Origin of the sequence: Paracoccus sp. P2, from assembly GCF_046335115.1 — a bacterium.
Lineage (GTDB): Bacteria > Pseudomonadota > Alphaproteobacteria > Rhodobacterales > Rhodobacteraceae > Paracoccus > Paracoccus pantotrophus.
In genome coordinates, this window is record NZ_JBGOSN010000006.1 from 13,630 (window position 1) to 31,109 (window position 17,480).

Sequence of the window (17,480 nt, forward strand, 5' to 3'; positions counted from 1 at the left end):
GCTTTCCCTTTCATCCGTGCATGGTCAGGCCGCCCGAGACCGAGATCACCTGACCGGTGATGAAGGCCGCGTCGTCGCTGGACAGAAACAGGATCGCGCCTGGCAGATCTTCGGGCTTGCCCAGCCGCCCCAGCGGGACAGCCTTGGCAAATGCCACGCGCAGCTTTTCCTTGTCGCCGGCCGCTTCCATGAAGTTTTCCAGCATCCCGGTTTCGGTCACGCCCGGACAGACGGTGTTGAAGGTGATGCCGTAGCGGGAATGTTCGCGCGCCAGGGTCTTCATGAAGGCGATGACCCCCGCCTTGCAGGCGCCATAGACGGATTCCCCCGACGAACCGCCCCGGCCGGCGTCCGATCCGATCGACACGATGCGTCCGCCGGCACCGCGTGCAACCATCGATTCCAGCACCGGCTTGGTGATGTTCAGCACCGTGCGCAGGTTGATATCGATGATCTTGTTCCAAAAATCCGGGCCGGATTTCAGGAACGGCGTAAACAGATCCCAACCTGCATTGTTCACCAGCACATCGATGGGGCCGAACTCGGCCTCGACCCGGGCGACAGCGGCGGCGGAGGCCTCGTAATCGATCAGGTTCACCACCATCGCAGTAGCCTCGCCTCCAACCCCGCGGATCGCTTCGACGACCTGACCGGCCGCCTCGGCACCGACATCGGCCACGACGACCCGGGCTCCCTCCTCGGCGAAGCGCAGGCAGGTGGCCGAACCGATGCCACCACCGCCGCCAGTTACGACAACTACTTTCCCTTTCAGGCCACGCAAAGCGATCTCCTTCCTGACTTCAGGCCACAGGGTCTCGGCCAGAGAAATCGCATTTTCTTGCGATATTTCTGTTGCACTGCCTTGTCCGAATCCCTGGACGGCCTCCCTGACAGCATCCTGCAGCAGTCGCAAATTTATGTCAATATATTTACTTTATTTTGCCGCATCGGCACGGCTTGACCTTGGCCCCGACTGCGGCCAGATTGGCGGCATGGCGAAAAGTGGCAGGAAAATCGGGAATCTGGGGTCGGGGCTGAGCAATCGGCTCTTTTTCCGCCTCTACCAATGCGCCAACATGTTGCACAAGACCGGCACCCGGGCGCTGGACGAGCACCACGTCACCACGCAGCAATGGGCGGTGCTGGGGGCGCTGACCCGCCCCGCCTTCGAGAACGGCGTCCCGGTGGGCGATCTGGCGGCCTTCCTGCTGGTCAGCCGGCAGAACCTGACCGGTGTGCTGACGCGGCTGGAGGCGATGGATTACATCGAGCGCGCGGTGGACCAAAACGACAACCGCTCGCGCCTGATCCGCCTGACCGACAAGGGCCGCAGCCTCTGGGACGAGGACATGCGGCCGGTGATCTCGGATTACTACGACAAGGCGCTGCGCGGCTTCTCGACCGAGGATCGGATCCACATGATCCATTACCTCGACAAGATGCTGCGCAATTTCAAGGATATCGACCCGGAGGCCGGGCCGGACAGGAAGGCGGCGGAATAGCCCGCCGCCCCGGCCACGCTAGAGACCGGCCCGCGCCCGCGCCTCTGCCGCCATCGCCTTGGCGATGATGATCTGCTGGATCTGCGTCGTGCCCTCGTAGATGCGGAACAGCCGCGCGTCACGATAGAGCTGCTCGGCCCGGTATTCGCGGATATAGCCATTGCCGCCATGCACCTGCACGTTGCGGTCGGCGATCCGGCCCACCGCCTCCGAGGCGAACATCTTGGCGCAGGAGGCCTCGACCCCGACATCCCGGCCATCGTCGCGCTTGCGCGCCGCGTCCAGCACCATGCAGCGTGCCGCATAGGCATCGGCGCGGGAATCGGCGAACATCGCCTGCAGCAGCTGGAAATCCGCCAGCGGCCGGCCGAACTGCCGGCGCGCGACGGCATAGTCCAGCATGTCGTCGATGATCCGCTCGGCCAGGCCGACACAGGCCGCCGCGATATGCAGCCGCCCCTTGTCCAGCACCTTCATCGCCGTCTTGAACCCCTGCCCCTCGACCCCGCCGATCAACGCCGAGACCGGCACGCGGCAATCGTCCAGGATCACGTCGCAGACATGGGCGCCCTGCTGGCCCATCTTCTTTTCCGGCTTGCCCAGGGACAGGCCGGGCGCGTCACGCTCGACCGCAAAGGCCGAGACGCCGGCAGCGCCCTTCTGCCCGGGATCGGTGCGCGCCATGACGGTGAACAGCCCGGCGTGGGGGGCGTTGGTGATGAAACGCTTGGTGCCGTTCAGCACATAGAAGTCGCCGTCCCTCCGGGCCGTCGCCTTGATCGAACCGGCGTCCGAGCCGACATCCGGCTCGGTCAGCGCGAACGAGCCGATCAACTCGCCCGAGGCCAGCCGCGGCAGGTATTTCGCCTTCTGCTCGGGGGTGCCGTCGATGGCGATGCCCTGCATGCCGATGCCGACATTGGTCGCGAACATCGAGCGGAAGGCCGGCGCGGCGCGGCCGAGCTCGAAGATGGCCATGACCTCCTCCTCCATGGTCAGGCCCAGCCCGCCGTATTCCTCGGGTGCGGTCAGCCCGAACAGGCCCAGCTCACGCATGCCGGCAACGATCCGCTCGGGAATGGCGTCGGTTTCGGCAACCTCGGCCTCGGCCGGGATCAGCTGCTCGTCCACGAAGCGGCGCAAGGTCGCGCAAAGCTGCGCGAGCGTATCGGGATCCATCGCCATCTCATCCTCCGCATTTATGACAATATATTTATATATAATCTCATGGAGAACATCCATCAAGCCAGAATTTATAAGCATTAGCTGTCAAAGTTTGTGGCGCCGATATGCAACCTATTGCCATATTATGACAATGCATTTACCTTTCCGCCGGAGGGGGAGGAATCTGCATGAAAGCTATCGTTCTGCATAAGCGGGGTCTCGACGGGGTCAGCCTGGACGACCTGCCGGCCTCGGATTGTCCGCAAGGCTGGGCGCGGGTGCGCATGGTCGCGGCCTCGGTCAATCGGGTCGATCTCTACATGCGCGACAATGGTGCCGGCATCACCCACGACCTTCCGCTGATCATGGGCGTGGATGGCGTGGGCGAGGTGATCGAGGCGCCGGGCGATTCCGGGCTGGCGTCGGGGGACCGGGTCATCCTCTATCCCTACGAGTTCTGCGGCGCCTGCCGGCCCTGCCTTGCCGGGGACCAGCCGCTTTGCCATTCCGCCCGCATCCTGGGCGAGCATCGCCACGGCACCTTCGCCGAACAGGTGGTCCTGCCGGCACGGTCGCTGGTCAGGCTGTCGCCTCATGCCGACATGGACCAGGCGGCGGTGCTGGGCGTGGCCTATCTTACCGCCTGGCGCATGGTCTTCGGCCAGATGCCGGCTGCGCCCGGCCGGACCGTTCTGGTGCAAGGCGCGGGCGGCGGCGTCGCATATGCGGCGATGCAACTGGCGCGCATGGCGGGCGCGCAGGTGATCGTCACCACCACCGGCGACGATAAGCTGGCGCATTTCCGCAATCTCGGGATCGAGGCCATCGACTACCGCGGCCAGGATGTGCCGAAGGCGGTGTTGCGCCTGACGGGTGGCGAAGGCGCCGATCTGGTCATCGACAATGTCGGCGAAAGAACCTGGGCCGCCTCGCTGCGCAGCCTGGCGCGCGGCGGCCATCTGGTGACCTGCGGGGCCACAACGGGGGCGCATCCGTCGGCCGACATCCAGCGGCTTTTCGTGCGGCAGCTGTCGGTCCACGGCTCGACCATGGGCTCGTTGGAGGAGTTCCGCCGGCTGATCCGCGCCTGGGAGGCAGGAGGTTTCGTTCCGCTGATCGACCGCGCCTTTCCGTTGGCCGAGATGTCGGCGGCCTTCGACCACCTCGAAGACCCCGCCCGCATGGGCAAGATCCTTGTTCACATCGCGTGAGGCAGCCATGACCTATGAAAACATCCTTGTCTCGGCCCAAGACGCCGTCGGCATCATCACGTTGCACCGCCCCGAGGCGCTGAACGCATTGAACCGGCAGCTGACAGCGGAACTGTCGCAGGCCGCAGCCGCATTCGACGCGGATCCCGACATTGGCGCAATCGTCGTCACCGGATGCGAGCGCGCCTTTGCCGCCGGCGCGGACATCAAGGAAATCAAGGACAAGACCTTCGCCGAGGTCTACGAGGAACAGCTGATCACCGCGACCTGGGAGGGCATCAGCCGGGTGCGCAAGCCGGTCATCGCGGCCGTTTCCGGCCATGCGATTGGCGGCGGTTGTGAGATTGCACTGATGTGCGACATCATCATCGCGTCCGAGACCGCCCGGTTCGCGCTGCCGGAGACCGGCATCGGCATCATTCCCGGCGCCGGAGGCACGCAGCGGCTGACCCGGCAGGTCGGCAAAGCCGCCGCCATGGACATGATCCTGACCGGCCGCGCAATCGACGCTGCCGAAGCCCTGACCATGGGCCTTGTCAGCCGCGTCGTCCCCGCCGGCACGGAGATCAAGGAGGCGCTTGCAATCGCCGCCCGTCTGGCAACCCTATCGCGCCCGGTGCTGCAACTGGCCAAGGAGGCCGTGAACAAGGCTTACGAAACCCACCTGCAAGAGGGCCTCTATGTCGAGCGCCGGCTGCTTTACGCGACCTTCGCACTTGATGATCGCCGCGAAGGAATGAACGCCTTTGCCGAAAAACGAAGACCCACGTTTCATAACCGTTGAGCCGCGCCAAAGCTTCGGGCCACCCGCACCGTCCGCATGGCAGCGGGGCCAGGCTTTCGGCTAATCCGCGGAAGGAGAATCAGGGCCGTTGCCGGTTCTGCCGCCGATTTCTTGTCGGCAAGACTGCCAGAAAACTGTTTCGGCATGCCGTGTCCGAGGTCTGGCTGCCAATCGGCGTCCGAAAGGGGCTCTGGCGATATGGTGAACAGGCCCATGGCAGCGTAGCTTTCCAACTCGCATAGCCGACGCGGACCTGCGTTTCGAGGGCGTCAGGCTCGGGGTTTGATGCGCCAGCCGTCGTTGCCGGTTTCGATGATGTTACAATGCTGGATAAGACGATCGCACCGTGCGGTGAAATGCGCATCCTCCAGCCGGGTGCAGGCCATCAACGGACTCGTGCCGTCCCAGTAAAACAGTTTCAGCCTGTCCGACCGGCGGGCCCGGGACACGAACACCCTGCCCGTGAATGGATCCCTGCGCAGCATCGATGACGCCGGCACAGCCAAACACCCTTCCTCCCCTTGCGAAAGTCGATGGGCCTGGTCGCGCCCATGATCCGCAGCCGGCAGGACGGGAATGTCATGAACTGGTAGCCCATGCGCGCACAAGGGCGGCGCAACCTCGCGGTGTTCAGCAGACGGTCGCGGTTCTTGGCAAAGACCGTCGGAACCCATACGGCTTCTTCAATGCCGGGCCCGACGAACCAGCGAAACAGCCGGTCATACTGCATCTGCTCCATCAGCTACCGCTCGGACCGGACCGAGAACGGGATCTGGAGAAGGCTGGCGCGGATCAGGCACTCCGGCGCGATCGAGGGGCGACCAAAGTCGATGTAGAGCCGGTCGAATTCAGCGCCGAGGCTGGCCGGCGCTTGGTTGACCACCTGCCGGATCTTGCGCAGCGGATGACGCGGCGGGATCCGGTCCTCAAGATCGATGTAGCCGAACAGCGCCAGGCATCATCACCCCCGCATCGCTGTGCTAACGGTGAATCCTGCTCCAGAACCCGCGCCGAGCCATGACTAAAGCAACGGCCCGTCAAAGCGCCGTCCACCCCCCATCGACGGAGATCGTCGTCCCGGTGATCTGATCCGCCGCCGGCGAGCACAGGAAGACCGCGGTGCCGCCCATCTGCTCGACCGTGGCGAATTGCCCCGAAGGCTGGCGCTGCAGCATGACCTTGGCGATCACCTCCTCGCGGCTCATGTTGTGGGTCTTCATCTGGTCGGGGATCTGCTTTTCCACGATGGGGGTCAGCACATAGCCGGGGCAGATGGCGTTGCAGGTGATCGGCTCCTTCGCGGTCTCCAGCGCCGTCACCTTGGTCAGGCCGACGATGCCGTGCTTGGCGGCGACATAGGCCGACTTGTATTCGCTGGCCGTCAGACCGTGCGCCGAGGCGATGTTGATCACCCTGCCCCAGCCGGCTTGGCGCATCAGCGGCAGCGCCGCCGCCGTGGTGTGAAAGGCGGAGCTCAGGTTGATGGCGATGATCGCGTCCCATTTCTCGGCCGGGAAGTCCGGGATCGGCGCGACATGCTGGATGCCGGCATTGTTCACCAGGATATCGCAGGCGCCGGCCTTCTCGATCAGGGCGCGGCAGTCGGCGCCCTTGGACATGTCGGCCTGGATATAGCGCACCTTGACGCCGTGCTCGGCGGCAAGGCTTTCGGCCAGCGCGTGATCCTCGGCCGCGTCGGTGAAGCTGTTCAGCACGAGATCCGCGCCCGCCCGCGCCAGCTCATGCGCGATGCCAAGCCCGATCCCCGAATTGGAGCCCGTCACCACCGCCGTCTTGCCGCCAAGGAATTTCTGGAACATCGCTGCCTCCACGCCTGCGTTGCTGTTGCCGCCGCAGCATGGGGAAAAAGCCCGCACCGCACAAGGTCGGAGACCGGCGGTCCGGCAAGGCGCGGGGCCGCCCGCAACCAGCCGGCAAAGGGCGCTTTCGATCACATTTTTGCGCGCCTGATTCATCCGCCAGAAACGCGCCCCGAAAGCCGCGGCGTGATCGCGGAATCCCCAAGAAAAAAGCGCCCGCACGAGGCGGGCGCAAGTCATGAGGCAGGTTTCATACAGGCAAGAAACCTATCGAGCAGTGCCTTATCTATACGCTTTTCGCCCCATGAGTCCAAGGCGTAAGTTTGCTTCAAGGTGAACGGACGGTTAATCTGCGCCGAGGCAGGACCAACGACCCGGAAAACAGGGCCATCGAGCATGCGATTCTTCAAGTTTGCTAACGAATCCGCGATCTGGCGGCGAATCGCCCTGTGCCTGTGTGTTGCATCCATGCCGCTGGCAAGCCTTGCCGAGCCCCGGCATGCCATTGCAATGTATGGAGAACCTGCGCTGCCGGCGGGCTTCACCCACCTGCCCTATGCCAACCCGCAAGCGCCCAAGGGCGGCACGATTCGCCTGGCCGAGACGGGCACCTTCGATTCGCTCAACCCCTGGATCCTGATGGGCAACCCGGTCTGGCCGATCTTCACCCAGCCGGGTCTGGTGGCCGAGTCGCTGATGATGCGCTCGATCGACGAGCCCTTCACGCTCTACGGCCTGCTGGCCGAAAGCGTCGAGACCGATGCCGACCGGACATGGGTCGAATTCACCCTGCGCCCCGAGGCGCGCTTCTCGGACGGCACGCCCGTGACCATCGAGGACGTGATGTGGTCCTATGAGGTGCTGGGGACCAAGGGGCATCCGCGCTATACCGCCGTCTGGTCCAAGGTCGAGACCATGGAACAGACCGGCCCGCGCTCGGTCCGCTTCACCTTCAACGCCGCCGACCGCGAGCTTTCCATGCTGATGGGCATGCGGCCGATCCTGAAGAAGGCGCAATGGCAGGGGCGCGATTTCGACCGGTCCAGCCTGATGGTACCCATCGGCTCGGGCCCCTATGTCATCGACAAGGTCGATCCGGGCCGCGCCATCACCTTCCGCCGCAACCCGGACTATTGGGGCCGCGACCTGGCGGTCAGCCGCGGGCTGCATAATTTCGACGTGATCCGCTATGACTATTTCGGCGATGCCTCGGCCATGTTCGAGGCGTTCAAGGCCGGCGAGATCGACGTCTGGCGCGAACTGGTCGCCGCACGCTGGGAACGCAATTTCGACTTTCCCGCCATGCGCGAAGGCCGGATGGTGAAATCCGAGATCGCGCATGGCCGCCCCTCGGGGATCATGGGGCTGGTGATGAACACCCGCAACCCGCTGTTCGCCGACTGGCGGGTGCGGCAGGCGATGATCGAGGCCTTCAACTATCGCTTCATCAACATGACGCTGACCGGCGGCAAGGATCCGCGGATCACCAGCTATTTCGCCAATTCCGACCTGGCGATGCAGCCCGGCCCCGCCACCGGGCGCGAGGCCGAACTGCTGGCGCCCTTTGCCGACCAGCTGCCGCCCGGCACCATCGAGGGCTATGCCCTGCCCGAGGGCGGCGAGCGCGCCATCGACCGCAAGGGCATCCGCGCCGCGCTGGACCTGCTGGGCGAGGCCGGCTGGACCGTGCAGGAGGGCGAGCTGCGCGATGCGGAAGGCCGCCCCTTCAGCTTCGAGATCCTGCTGAACCAGTCCGGCAGCGCCATGCGCACCAGCGCCGAGATGCGGCAGATCGTCGACATCTTCGTGCAATCGCTGCGCAACCTGGGCATCCGGCCCACGGTGACGCAGCTCGATGCCGCGCAATATGTCGAGCGGACGAACAATTACCAGTTCGACATGACCTGGTATGAACGCGGGCTGTCGCTGTCGCCCGGCAACGAGCAGCGGCTCTACTGGGGCCGCGAGGGCGTGGCCAAGCCGGGCAGCCGCAACTGGATGGGCATGGACAGCCCCGCCGCCGAGGCGATGATCGCCGAGATGGGTCATGCCCGCACGCATGAGGATTTCGTCGCAGCGGTCAGGGCCCTTGACCGAATCTTAACCGCCGGACGCTATGTCATCCCGGTCAGCTATTCACGGATTTCCCGCTTGGCCCATCGTGCCGACCTGGATTATCCTGAAAACACGCCGCTTTACGGTGACTGGCCCGGCTTCATGCCAGAAACCTGGTGGCAGGAGGAAAGAAAATGAAATTCAGTCGGATCGCAGCCATCCTGGCCGTCCTTGCGCTCGCCGCGTGCAATACCGTGGCCGGCGTGGGCGAGGACATCACCGGCGCCTCGCGCCTGGTGCAGGGCGGCCTGGGCGGAGGAGGCTACTGATGAAATGGGTTCACGTCCGCGACAACTGGCCCGCCTTCTTCGAGGCCATCGTCGAGAAATGGCCTGCGGCCGATGAAAGCGACCTCGAGGAGATCGACGGCGACCAGCGCGCCTTCATCGCCTATATCGCCGAGGTCACCGGGCAGGAGATCGACGAGACCAAGGACGAGATCCGCGAATGGCTGGCGGGCGAGATTCCCGCGGACATCGTCATGGACCCGATCCACGACAATCACTCGATCAAGCTGTCCTCGAAATATGTCGGCGAGGGCGAGGACGAATATGACGACGACGCCCGGTTCGGCGATGACGACGAAGTGCCCGACGACGGCGACTGAGGCGAAGGAAACGGGGCGATCCTGCGCCCGGCGCCGCGCCGCCGTGCAGGACCGGGGCGGGCCGGCGATTCCGGGCCGGAGCCCGGGTCGCTCGGCCCTGGCGGCGGACGGCTAGACCAGCAGATCGACCAGTTCGAACCGGGTCACGTCGACGATGCCCAGATCCGAGATGCGCAGTTCGGGGATCACCACCAGCGCCAGCAGCGAATGCTGCATATAGGCGTTGTTGAGCCGGCAGCCGCAATCCTGCATCGCCCTGACGATCCCCTGCGCGGCCTCGGCCACCTCCTCGGCCGGGCGGTCGGACATCAGCCCGGCGATGGGCAGCGCCACGGTCGCCAGTTCTGCACCGTCGCGGAACACGGTGACGCCGCCGCCGATCCGGCCCAGATGGTTCGCCGCCGCCGCCATGCTGTCGCGATCCGTGCCGACGACGATCATGTGATGGCTGTCATGCGCCACGGTCGAGGCCACCGCCATCCGGCCCCGATAGCCGAAGCCCGAGACGAAGCCGTTCACCACGCCGCCCGTCGCCCGGTGGCGTTCGACCAGCGCGATATGGCAGGTCTCGCCCTCGGCCTCGATCACGCCGTCGCGGATCGGCAGATCGGCGGTCAGCGCGCGGGTCGGGGCCTGGTTCTCGACCACGCCGATCACCCGCACCCGCGCGCTGTCGCCCATGGCGCGCAGAGCGAAATCCGCCCCGGCAAGGCTGCGCCCCAGATGCACCGAATTGCGCGCCTCATCGGGCCAGGCGATGCGCGGGCAATCGACCAGCAGCTTGCCGCCTTCGGCGACCAGCCGCCCCTGCGCGATCACCGCCTCGATGGGCAGGCTGCGCAGGTCCGAGGCCAGGATCACGTCCGCCCGCCGCCCCGGCGTGATGCTGCCCAGCTCGCGCTCCAGCCCGAAATGCTGCGCCGCGTTGATCGTCGCCATCTGGATCGCCACCAGCGGGTCGCAGCCGCAGTCGATGGCATGGCGCACCACCCGATTCATGTGCCCGTCATGGACCAGCGTGCCGGAATGGCTGTCATCGGTACACAGGATGAAGAAGCGCGGGTCGAGCCCCTTTTCGGTGATCGCGGTGATCTGGCTTTCCACGTCATACCAGGCCGAGCCCAGCCGCATCATGCAGCTCATGCCCTGGCGCACGCGGGCGATGCCCTGCGCCTCGGTCGTGGTCTCGTGGTCGTCATTGGCGCCGCCGGCGACATAGGCGTGGAAGGGCCGGCCCAGGTCGGGGCTGGCGTAATGCCCACCCACCGTCTTGCCGGCGGCGCGGGTGGCGGCGATCTCGGCCAGCATCTGCCGGTCGCCGGCGGCAACGCCGGGAAAGTTCATCATCTCGCCCAAGCCGACGATGCCCTCCCAGCCCATGGCCTGCGCCACCTCGCCCTCGGTGATCGGCTGGCCGGTGGTTTCCAGACCGGGCGCCGAGGGCGCGCAGCTGGGCATCTGCGTGAACATGCTGATCGGCTGGAGCAGCGATTCGTCGCGCATCAGCCGCACGCCTTCGAGGCCCAGCACATTGGCGATCTCGTGCGGGTCGTGGAAGATGGTCGTGGTGCCATGCGGGATCACTGCGGCGGCAAAGCCCGCGGGCGTCAGCATCCCCGATTCGACATGCATATGCGCGTCGATCAGGCCGGGAACCATGTAGCGGCCCTCGGCCTCGATCACCTGCGTATCGGGCCCCACGGACGGTCCGGCATCCGGCCCGACATAGGCCACCCGGCCGTCCGCCACCGCCACGTCGATGCCGGGGATCACCTCGCGGCTGTGGACATTGACCCATTGCCCGCCCCGGATGACCAGATCGGCGGGCGCCCGCCCCGCCGCCACCTCGACCAGCCGCGCCTGCGCCTCGATCCACGGTTTCAACATGCCTGCCTCCTTGTCCGTTGCCCCCAGATTGCGGCAGGGTGGCGCGAAAGGAAAGGCGGCGCGATGGAATGGAGCGGCGAGGCCAGCGTGATGGCGCGGCAAAGGCACGGCGAAAGCGCCGCGATCCTGACCGTGCTGACACAAGAGGCGGGGTTGCTGCGCGGGTTGGTGCCGGGCGGGGCCAGTGCCAGGCGGGCCGCCATGCTGCAGCCGGGCAACCGGGTCAGCCTGCGCTGGCGGGCGCGGCTGGAGGATCAGCTGGGCACCTTTGCCGTCGAGCCGGCGCGGGCGCGGCCCGGCCTGCTGGCCGGGGCCGATGCGCTGGCCGGGGTGAACGCCGTCACCGCGCTTCTGACCTTTGCCCTGCCCGAGCGCGACCCCCATCCCCGCCTGGCCGCCGCGACCGAGGCGCTCCTGGACCTGATGGACGCGGGCGGGGACTGGGCCGAGGCCTATCTGCGCTGGGAGATGCGGCTTCTGGACGAGCTGGGCTTCGGGCTGGACCTGACCCGCTGCGCGGTGACGGGATCGCGCGAGGGGCTGGCCTATGTCAGCCCGCGCTCGGGCCGGGCGGTTTCGGCCCAGGCGGCAGGGGATTGGGCACCGCGGCTCTTGCCGCTGCCCGCCATGCTGGGCGGGCGCGGCAATGGCGGGATCGAGGACGCGCTGGCCCTGACCGGGCATTTCCTGCAAGCGCGGCTGGCCGAGAGCCATGCGGGCAAGCCCCTGCCGCCCGCACGCGCCCGGCTGGTCGCCCGGCTTACTGCGCCGCGGCCCGCCAGCGGATCGTGACGTCCGGGCCGGTCATCACCAGTTCCTCGCCCTCGCGCCTGGCCTCGCGCACCGCGCCGAGCGCCTGGAAGAACGCATGTTCGCCGCCTTCTTGCAGGCAGGCGCGGCGCGTCGTGGCCAACGCGCCCAGGTCCAGCGCCGGCAATGTCGCGTTGTTGCGGCCGGTGAACAGGTTGCAGGGCCCCTGCCCCGAGACCGCGCCGTCCTCGGCGATGCGCAGGGTGGGCGTGCCCGAAACCTCGACACCCTCCACCGCGATCAACGTATATTCGCCGGGGATCTGCGCGGCGGCGTCCGGTTCCGCACCACAGGCGGCCAATCCCAGGGACAGCGCCAGCATCAGTTTCCGCATGATTTGCCTCCTTCCGGCTTGGGGATCATTCCTTGCGATAGCCCGGCTCATAGGTCAGGTAGGTCGGCCCCTTGATGGTCAGCACGCCGCCCTCGAAGGTGATGCCATCGGCTGCCGACAGCGCCTGGAAATAGCGCGTCTCAAGCCGGCCGGCCAGCCCGCTGCAGGCCATTTCCGTCGTGGTCAGCGGCCCCAGCGAAAAGGCCGGCGGCACGGCGTTCTGCTTGGCTGAGTAATGGTTGCAGGGCGCCTGCCCCGAGATCGAGCCATCCGCCTCGATGGTCATGCCGACATTGCGCTGCGGCACGGTGTCGGAACCGATGCCGACCAGCACATAGGGACCGGTCGGAATGGTCGAGCCCGGCATGTCGGGCGTGGCGGGCTCGCAGGCAGCAAGGCCGAGCGTGGCGGCGAAGGCCACGGAAATCATCGGGATGCGGGTCATGGGCAACTCCGTTATGTCGCGTTGCTGCCATAATGCCCGAACCGCCCCCGCTGTCCAGCAGGGGCCGGAATTTCATCCTAGTCCAGTAGCCTGCGTGCAATAACCTGGGCCTGGATCTCGGCCGCGCCCTCGAAGATGTTGAGGATGCGTGCATCGCACAGAACGCGGCTGATGGCGTATTCCAGCGCAAAGCCGTTGCCGCCGTGGATCTGCAAAGCATTGTCCGCCGCCGCCCAGGCAACGCGGGCGCCGAGCAGCTTGGCCATCCCGGCCTCGAGGTCGCAGCGCCGGCCGTGGTCCTTTTCCCAGGCGCTGAAATAGGTCAGCTGCCGGGCGATCATGATCTCGACCGCCATCATCGCCAGCTTGTCGGCGACGCGCGGGAATTCAATCAGCGACTTGCCAAACTGCTTGCGGTCGATGGCATAGCGCATGCCGATCTCGGCCGCCGATTGCGCCACGCCCACGGCACGGGCGGCGGTCTGGATGCGCGCCGATTCAAAGGTCTCCATCAACTGCTTGAAACCGCGCCCCGGCTCGCCGCCCAGCAGATTCTCGGCCTTCACCCGGAAACCGTCGAAGCCGAGCTCGTATTCCTTCATGCCGCGATAGCCCAAGACCTCGATCTCGCCGCCGGTCATGCCGGGGGTCGGGAAGGGATCGTCGTCGGTGCCGGGGATCTTCTCGGCCAGGAACATCGACAGCCCGCGCCAATCCGTCGTCTCGGGATCGGTGCGCGCCAGCAGCGTCATGACATGGGTGCGCTGCGCATGGGTGATCCAGGTCTTGTTGCCGGTGACGACCCAATCCTCGCCGTCCCTGACCGCCCGCGTGCGCAGGCTGCCCAGGTCGCTGCCGGTATTCGGCTCGGTAAAGACCGCCGTCGACAGGATCTCGCCCGAGGCGAGCTTCGGCAGCCATTTCGTCTTCTGCTCCTCGGTGCCGCCGCACAGGATCAGCTCGGCCGCGATCTCGCTGCGCGTGCCCAGCGAGCCCACGCCGATATAGCCGCGCGACAGTTCCTCGGTCACCACCACCATCGACGCCTTCGAGAGGCCCAAGCCCCCGAATTCCTCGGGGATGGTCAGGCCAAAGACGCCCAGCTCGGCCAGTTCCTCGATGATCTCCATCGGGATCAACTGGTCTTTCAGGTGCCATTCATGAGCGTTGGGGATCACCCGTTCCTCGGCATAGCGGCGGAACTGGTCGCGGATCATCTCCAGATCCTCGTCGAGCCCGGTGGCGCCAAAGGTGGCGCGGCCCTGGTTGTCCTGCATCAGCCGCGCAAGCTCGGCCCGCGCCGGTGCGGTATTGCCGCGCATCAGCCCCGCCGCCGCCTCGCCCGGCTGCCAGTCGATCCTAAGGTCCGAGAGCCGGGCGAACTCGGTCTGGCTCATCGGGATGCCGCCGGCGATCTGGCTCAGGTATTCGCCCAGGCCGATCTGCAGGATCAGCGCCTCGATCCGGCCCAGCTTGCCCGCTTCGGCCAGCCGCCCGGCCCAGCCGGTCAGTTGGCGAATCGATTCGACATAGGTGGCCAGCCAGGACAGCGCATGGGCGGCGTGCTGGTGCTGTTCCAGAAGCGCCGGCTGCGGCTTGCCCGAGGGCGCGACCAGCGTGCGCAAGGCCTCGGTCGCGCGGGATTGCAGGGATTCGAGTTCCGGCAGGGCCTCGCCTGCAAGCGCAAGCAGGGCGGAAGGCGTATCGGCTGGCATCGCGGGCATGTCCTTCATGGCAGACTCCTTTGCGGCGTTGCAGCATGACTAACGGCTTCGCAACCGCAGCGCAACTATCATGCGCAATATTGGCACAATGCGAACTAAAATGTCTCGCTCATTGCGCGCGAACGGCCCTTGCGGCGGGCGGCTCGGCGCAGCAACCTGCGGCCATGTTCGGCCTCGATCCCTTTCATTTCTGGACCGCCATCGCGATCACGCTGTTTTCCGGCTTCGTGAAGGGCGCCATCGGCTTTGCCATGCCGATGATCATGCTGGCGGCGCTGGGTTCCTTTCTGCCCGCGCAGCAGGCGGTCGCCGCGGTGATCCTGCCGGTGCTGGTGACGAACATCCGCCAGGCCCTGCGCGGCGGCTGGCGCCCGGCCTGGCAGGCGACGCGGGACTGGCGCTGGCATGTCGGCATGGTGGTGCTGTTCATCCCGGTCAGCGCCTTTTTCGCGACACGGGTGCCGCAATGGCTGATGTATGCGCTGATCGGCTTGCCGATCACGGGTTTCGCGCTGTGGCAGATCCTAGGGCGCAGCCTGGTCCTGCCGGTGCATCACCGCCGCCGCATGGAGATCGCGACCGGCGTGACCGGCGGGCTGATCGGCGGCATTTCCGGCATCTGGGGGCCGCCGCTGCTGGTGCTGCTCTTGTCGCTGCACGTGCCCAAGGCGGAGCAGATGCGGGTGCAGGGGGTGGTGTTCTTCATCGGCGCGGCGGTGCTGACGCTTTCGCATCTGCAATCGGGGCTGCTGAACGCCCGGACCCTGCCGTTTTCGGCGATCCTTGTCGTCCCGGCGCTGGTCGGCATGGGGCTGGGCTATCTGGCGCATGACCGGCTGGACGCGGCGCGGTTCCGGCGCTGGACGCTGATCCTGCTGGCGCTGACCGGCGCCAACCTGCTGCGCCGTGCGCTGGAGCTTGCAGGCCCGGCGGTGTAACCAGATAGCCAAAAGCGAAAGGCCCGCCATGACCACGATCCCCGATCCCGCCCAACTGACCGCCCGGCTGATCCGCTGCGCCTCGGTCACGCCCGACGAGGGCGGCGCGCTGGTGCTGCTGGCCGATCTGCTGGGCGCGGCGGGCTTCGAATGCCACCGCGTCGACCGCGAGGGGGTGCCGAACCTGTTCGCGCGCTGGGGGGCAAAGGGCGCACGGACCTTCGGCTTCAACGGCCATACCGACGTGGTGCCGCCCGGCGATCCGGTCAGCTGGACGCATCCGCCCTTTTCCGGGCACGAGGCCGAGGGCTGGATCTGGGGCCGCGGCGCCACCGACATGAAATCCGGCGTAGCGGCCTTCGCCGCAGCCGCCATTGGCTTCGTGACCGAGACGCCGCCGCCGGACGGCGCGGTGATCCTGGCCATCACCGGCGACGAGGAGGGGCCGGGCAAGCACGGCACCCGCGCACTGCTCGACTGGATGGCAGCCAATGGCGAGCGGATGGATGTCTGCATCGTCGGCGAGCCCTCGAATCCCGACCGCATGGGCGAGATGATCAAGATCGGCCGCCGCGGCTCGATGACCCTGCAGATCGAGGCGCATGGCATCCAGGGCCATGCCGCCTATCCGCATCGCGCCCGCAACCCGCTGCATGCGCTGCTGCGGCTGCTCTACGAGTTGACCGAGGCGCCGCTGGACGAGGGGACCGAGCATTTCGACCCCTCGGGCCTGCAGGTGACGACGGTGGATTGCGGCAACCCGGCCTCGAACGTGATCCCGGAACGGGCGCGGGCGGTGATCAACATCCGCTTCAACGACGCCCATAGCTCGGAGAGCCTCGACCGGATGATCCGCGCCCGCGCGGCGGCGATCTCGGCCGATACCAAGGTGGATTTCGCCATCTCGACCGACGTGTCGGGCGAAAGCTTCCTGACCCGGCCCGGCCCCTTCGTCGACCTGGTCGCCGGCGTGGTGCGCGAGGAGACGGGACTGACCCCGGTGCTGTCCACCTCGGGCGGTACTTCGGATGCGCGTTTCGTCAAGGATCATTGCCCGGTGCTTGAATTCGGGCTGGTGGGGCATTTCATGCATCAGGTGGACGAGCGCGTGCCGGCCGAGCAGGTGCGCCAGCTTGCCCGGATCTATCGCCGCATCCTGGAGCGTTACTTCGCATGATCGAGAAGACCACCGATCTCGACACCTGCCGCGCCATCCGCCGCGCAGTTTTCATCGTCGAGCAGAACGTCCCCGAGGCCGAGGAATGGGACGGCCGCGACGGCGAGGCGATCCACCTGCTGGCCCGCGACGCTTCGGGCGCAGCGGTGGGCACCGCGCGCATCCTGGTCCAGGGCGCGACCGGCAAGATCGGCCGCGTCGCGGTGCTGCAATCCGCGCGGGGCACCGGGGTCGGCGCGGCGCTGATCCGCGCGGCGCTTGAGGAATTGCGCGCCATGCCCGGCGTCACCCGCGCCAAGCTGGGCGCCCAGACCCATGCCATCGGCTTTTACGAAAGGCTGGGCTTTGCCGCCTACGGCCCCGAATACGACGATGCCGGCATCCCGCACCGGGACATGGCGCTGGAGCTTTGATGATCCGCCCGGAACTGGCCGAAAAGCTGCGCCCCTGGGCCGAAACCGGCGCCGCGCTGGCCGCGACCGGGTTCGGGCTGTGGGTGTTTTCGCTGGGTGGCTGGATCCTGTGGCCCATCGGCGCGGTCATTGCCGCGGCCTCGGCGCTTTGGGCGCTGGACGCACGGCGGCGGATGCGCTTCCGCCACGACACGCTCGGCCCCGGCATGGTCGAGCTGGACGAGGGCGCGATCCGCTACCTGTCGCCCAACCGGCTGCTGGGCGGCGAGATCGCGCTGCGCGAGCTGGCCGAGATCCGGCTGATGCGACTGAACGGCCGCCGGCACTGGCGGCTGAAAAGCGGCGACGGCCAGGCGCTGCTGATCCCGGTCGATGCGGCGGGGGCCGAGCGGCTGGCCGGCGCCTTCGCCACGCTGCCGGGGATCGAGATGGGGCGCCTCGCCTCGGCCTTGGCGCCGGATGCGCCGACGATCCAGACCGTTTGGACGAGGCCGGTCCGCGCCCGCTTGACTTGAGCCGCCCGCCTTGCCACCTGTGACGGGCAAAGGC

General features: G+C 66.9%; 19 protein-coding genes and 1 pseudogene. 11 read left to right on the forward strand and 9 right to left on the reverse strand.

What is annotated here, in order from left to right:
* Positions 1-10: 10 nt before the first annotated feature.
* Positions 11-913 (reverse strand): SDR family NAD(P)-dependent oxidoreductase, encoded by a 903-nt coding sequence (locus ACDP63_RS05690; protein WP_309473517.1) that lies wholly within the window; start codon positions 911-913, stop codon positions 11-13.
* A gap of 163 nt (positions 914-1,076) precedes the next feature.
* On the opposite strand from ACDP63_RS05690, the gene ACDP63_RS05695 reads away from it, so the two are divergent.
* A complete protein-coding gene (locus tag ACDP63_RS05695; protein ID WP_231486884.1) occupies positions 1,077-1,502 on the forward strand; it encodes a MarR family winged helix-turn-helix transcriptional regulator in 426 nt (141 codons plus the stop codon).
* 18 nt (positions 1,503-1,520) lie between these two features.
* Here the strand turns inward: ACDP63_RS05695 and ACDP63_RS05700 are convergent, their stop codons facing one another.
* Positions 1,521-2,687, reverse strand: coding sequence for an acyl-CoA dehydrogenase family protein (locus ACDP63_RS05700; protein ID WP_024845468.1), 1,167 nt, complete (start codon positions 2,685-2,687; stop codon positions 1,521-1,523).
* 167 nt (positions 2,688-2,854) lie between these two features.
* Between ACDP63_RS05700 and ACDP63_RS05705 the strand changes: the two genes are divergently transcribed.
* Positions 2,855-3,877, forward strand: coding sequence for a zinc-binding dehydrogenase (locus tag ACDP63_RS05705; protein ID WP_024845467.1), 1,023 nt, complete (start codon positions 2,855-2,857; stop codon positions 3,875-3,877).
* A 7-nt stretch (positions 3,878-3,884) separates the two neighbouring features.
* A complete protein-coding gene (locus tag ACDP63_RS05710; protein WP_028710828.1) occupies positions 3,885-4,661 on the forward strand; it encodes an enoyl-CoA hydratase-related protein in 777 nt (258 codons plus the stop codon).
* Between the two features lie 269 nt (positions 4,662-4,930).
* Here the strand turns inward: ACDP63_RS05710 and tnpB are convergent, their stop codons facing one another.
* The 3 genes and pseudogenes from tnpB to ACDP63_RS05725 all read right to left on the reverse strand — a co-directional run bounded on the left by tnpB (position 4,931) and on the right by ACDP63_RS05725 (position 6,481).
* Positions 4,931-5,335 carry an IS66 family insertion sequence element accessory protein TnpB gene (gene tnpB, locus ACDP63_RS05715; RefSeq protein WP_409927849.1) on the reverse strand — a complete coding sequence of 135 codons (405 nt, stop codon included), beginning with the start codon at positions 5,333-5,335 and terminating at the stop codon, positions 4,931-4,933.
* A pseudogene (locus tag ACDP63_RS05720) lies at positions 5,272-5,616 on the reverse strand (transposase); the annotation flags it as partial. The gene tnpB and the pseudogene ACDP63_RS05720, both read right to left, overlap by 64 nt.
* Positions 5,617-5,698: 82 nt before the next feature.
* On the reverse strand, positions 5,699-6,481 hold the full coding sequence (locus ACDP63_RS05725) for a 3-hydroxybutyrate dehydrogenase (RefSeq protein WP_409927850.1): 783 nt from the start codon (positions 6,479-6,481) through the stop codon (positions 5,699-5,701).
* A gap of 396 nt (positions 6,482-6,877) precedes the next feature.
* Here ACDP63_RS05725 and ACDP63_RS05730 point away from each other — a divergent pair, with 396 nt between their 5' ends.
* From ACDP63_RS05730 to ACDP63_RS05740, 3 genes are read left to right on the forward strand one after another with little or no spacing between them, the layout of a single operon-like run.
* Positions 6,878-8,734 carry an extracellular solute-binding protein gene (locus ACDP63_RS05730; RefSeq protein ID WP_024845464.1) on the forward strand — a complete coding sequence of 619 codons (1,857 nt, stop codon included), beginning with the start codon at positions 6,878-6,880 and terminating at the stop codon, positions 8,732-8,734.
* Positions 8,731-8,865: a hypothetical protein gene (locus ACDP63_RS05735; protein ID WP_256233525.1), complete on the forward strand. Its 135-nt coding sequence runs from the start codon at positions 8,731-8,733 to the stop codon at positions 8,863-8,865. Before ACDP63_RS05730 ends, ACDP63_RS05735 begins: the two co-directional genes overlap by 4 nt.
* The gene (locus ACDP63_RS05740) at positions 8,865-9,203 is read left to right on the forward strand and encodes a hypothetical protein (protein ID WP_024845463.1); all 339 of its coding nucleotides are present in this window, start codon (positions 8,865-8,867) and stop codon (positions 9,201-9,203) included. The genes ACDP63_RS05735 and ACDP63_RS05740 overlap by 1 nt, the downstream gene beginning before the upstream one ends.
* A gap of 111 nt (positions 9,204-9,314) precedes the next feature.
* Here ACDP63_RS05740 and ade read toward each other — a convergent pair whose 3' ends face one another.
* Complete coding sequence (gene ade / locus ACDP63_RS05745; protein ID WP_409927851.1) at positions 9,315-11,090, reverse strand: adenine deaminase; 1,776 nt, start codon at positions 11,088-11,090, stop codon at positions 9,315-9,317.
* Positions 11,091-11,153: 63 nt separating this feature from the next.
* On the opposite strand from ade, the gene recO reads away from it, so the two are divergent.
* Positions 11,154-11,882 (forward strand): DNA repair protein RecO, encoded by a 729-nt coding sequence (gene recO / locus ACDP63_RS05750; RefSeq protein WP_024845461.1) that lies wholly within the window; start codon positions 11,154-11,156, stop codon positions 11,880-11,882.
* Here the strand turns inward: recO and ACDP63_RS05755 are convergent.
* The 3 genes from ACDP63_RS05755 to ACDP63_RS05765 form a co-directional block, all read right to left on the reverse strand.
* Entirely contained in the window at positions 11,851-12,234 is a 384-nt protein-coding gene (locus ACDP63_RS05755) for an META domain-containing protein (RefSeq protein ID WP_024845460.1), read from the reverse strand. The two genes, recO and ACDP63_RS05755, sit on opposite strands and share 32 nt — an antisense overlap.
* Positions 12,235-12,259: 25 nt before the next feature.
* The gene (locus tag ACDP63_RS05760; protein WP_024845459.1) at positions 12,260-12,679 is read right to left on the reverse strand and encodes an META domain-containing protein; all 420 of its coding nucleotides are present in this window, start codon (positions 12,677-12,679) and stop codon (positions 12,260-12,262) included.
* Positions 12,680-12,756: 77 nt separating this feature from the next.
* Positions 12,757-14,412: an acyl-CoA dehydrogenase family protein gene (locus ACDP63_RS05765; RefSeq protein ID WP_024845458.1), complete on the reverse strand. Its 1,656-nt coding sequence runs from the start codon at positions 14,410-14,412 to the stop codon at positions 12,757-12,759.
* A gap of 155 nt (positions 14,413-14,567) precedes the next feature.
* Here ACDP63_RS05765 and ACDP63_RS05770 point away from each other — a divergent pair, with 155 nt between their 5' ends.
* The 4 genes from ACDP63_RS05770 to ACDP63_RS05785 are packed head-to-tail and all read left to right on the forward strand — an operon-like array spanning position 14,568 to position 17,446.
* Complete coding sequence (locus tag ACDP63_RS05770) at positions 14,568-15,341, forward strand: sulfite exporter TauE/SafE family protein (RefSeq protein WP_028709971.1); 774 nt, start codon at positions 14,568-14,570, stop codon at positions 15,339-15,341.
* Positions 15,342-15,369: 28 nt separating this feature from the next.
* Positions 15,370-16,518 carry a succinyl-diaminopimelate desuccinylase gene (gene dapE, locus ACDP63_RS05775; RefSeq protein WP_114669227.1) on the forward strand — a complete coding sequence of 383 codons (1,149 nt, stop codon included), beginning with the start codon at positions 15,370-15,372 and terminating at the stop codon, positions 16,516-16,518.
* On the forward strand, positions 16,515-16,931 hold the full coding sequence (locus tag ACDP63_RS05780) for a GNAT family N-acetyltransferase (protein ID WP_024843636.1): 417 nt from the start codon (positions 16,515-16,517) through the stop codon (positions 16,929-16,931). The genes dapE and ACDP63_RS05780 overlap by 4 nt, the downstream gene beginning before the upstream one ends.
* Entirely contained in the window at positions 16,931-17,446 is a 516-nt protein-coding gene (locus ACDP63_RS05785) for a hypothetical protein (protein WP_028709970.1), read from the forward strand. Before ACDP63_RS05780 ends, ACDP63_RS05785 begins: the two co-directional genes overlap by 1 nt.
* Positions 17,447-17,480 lie beyond the last annotated feature (34 nt).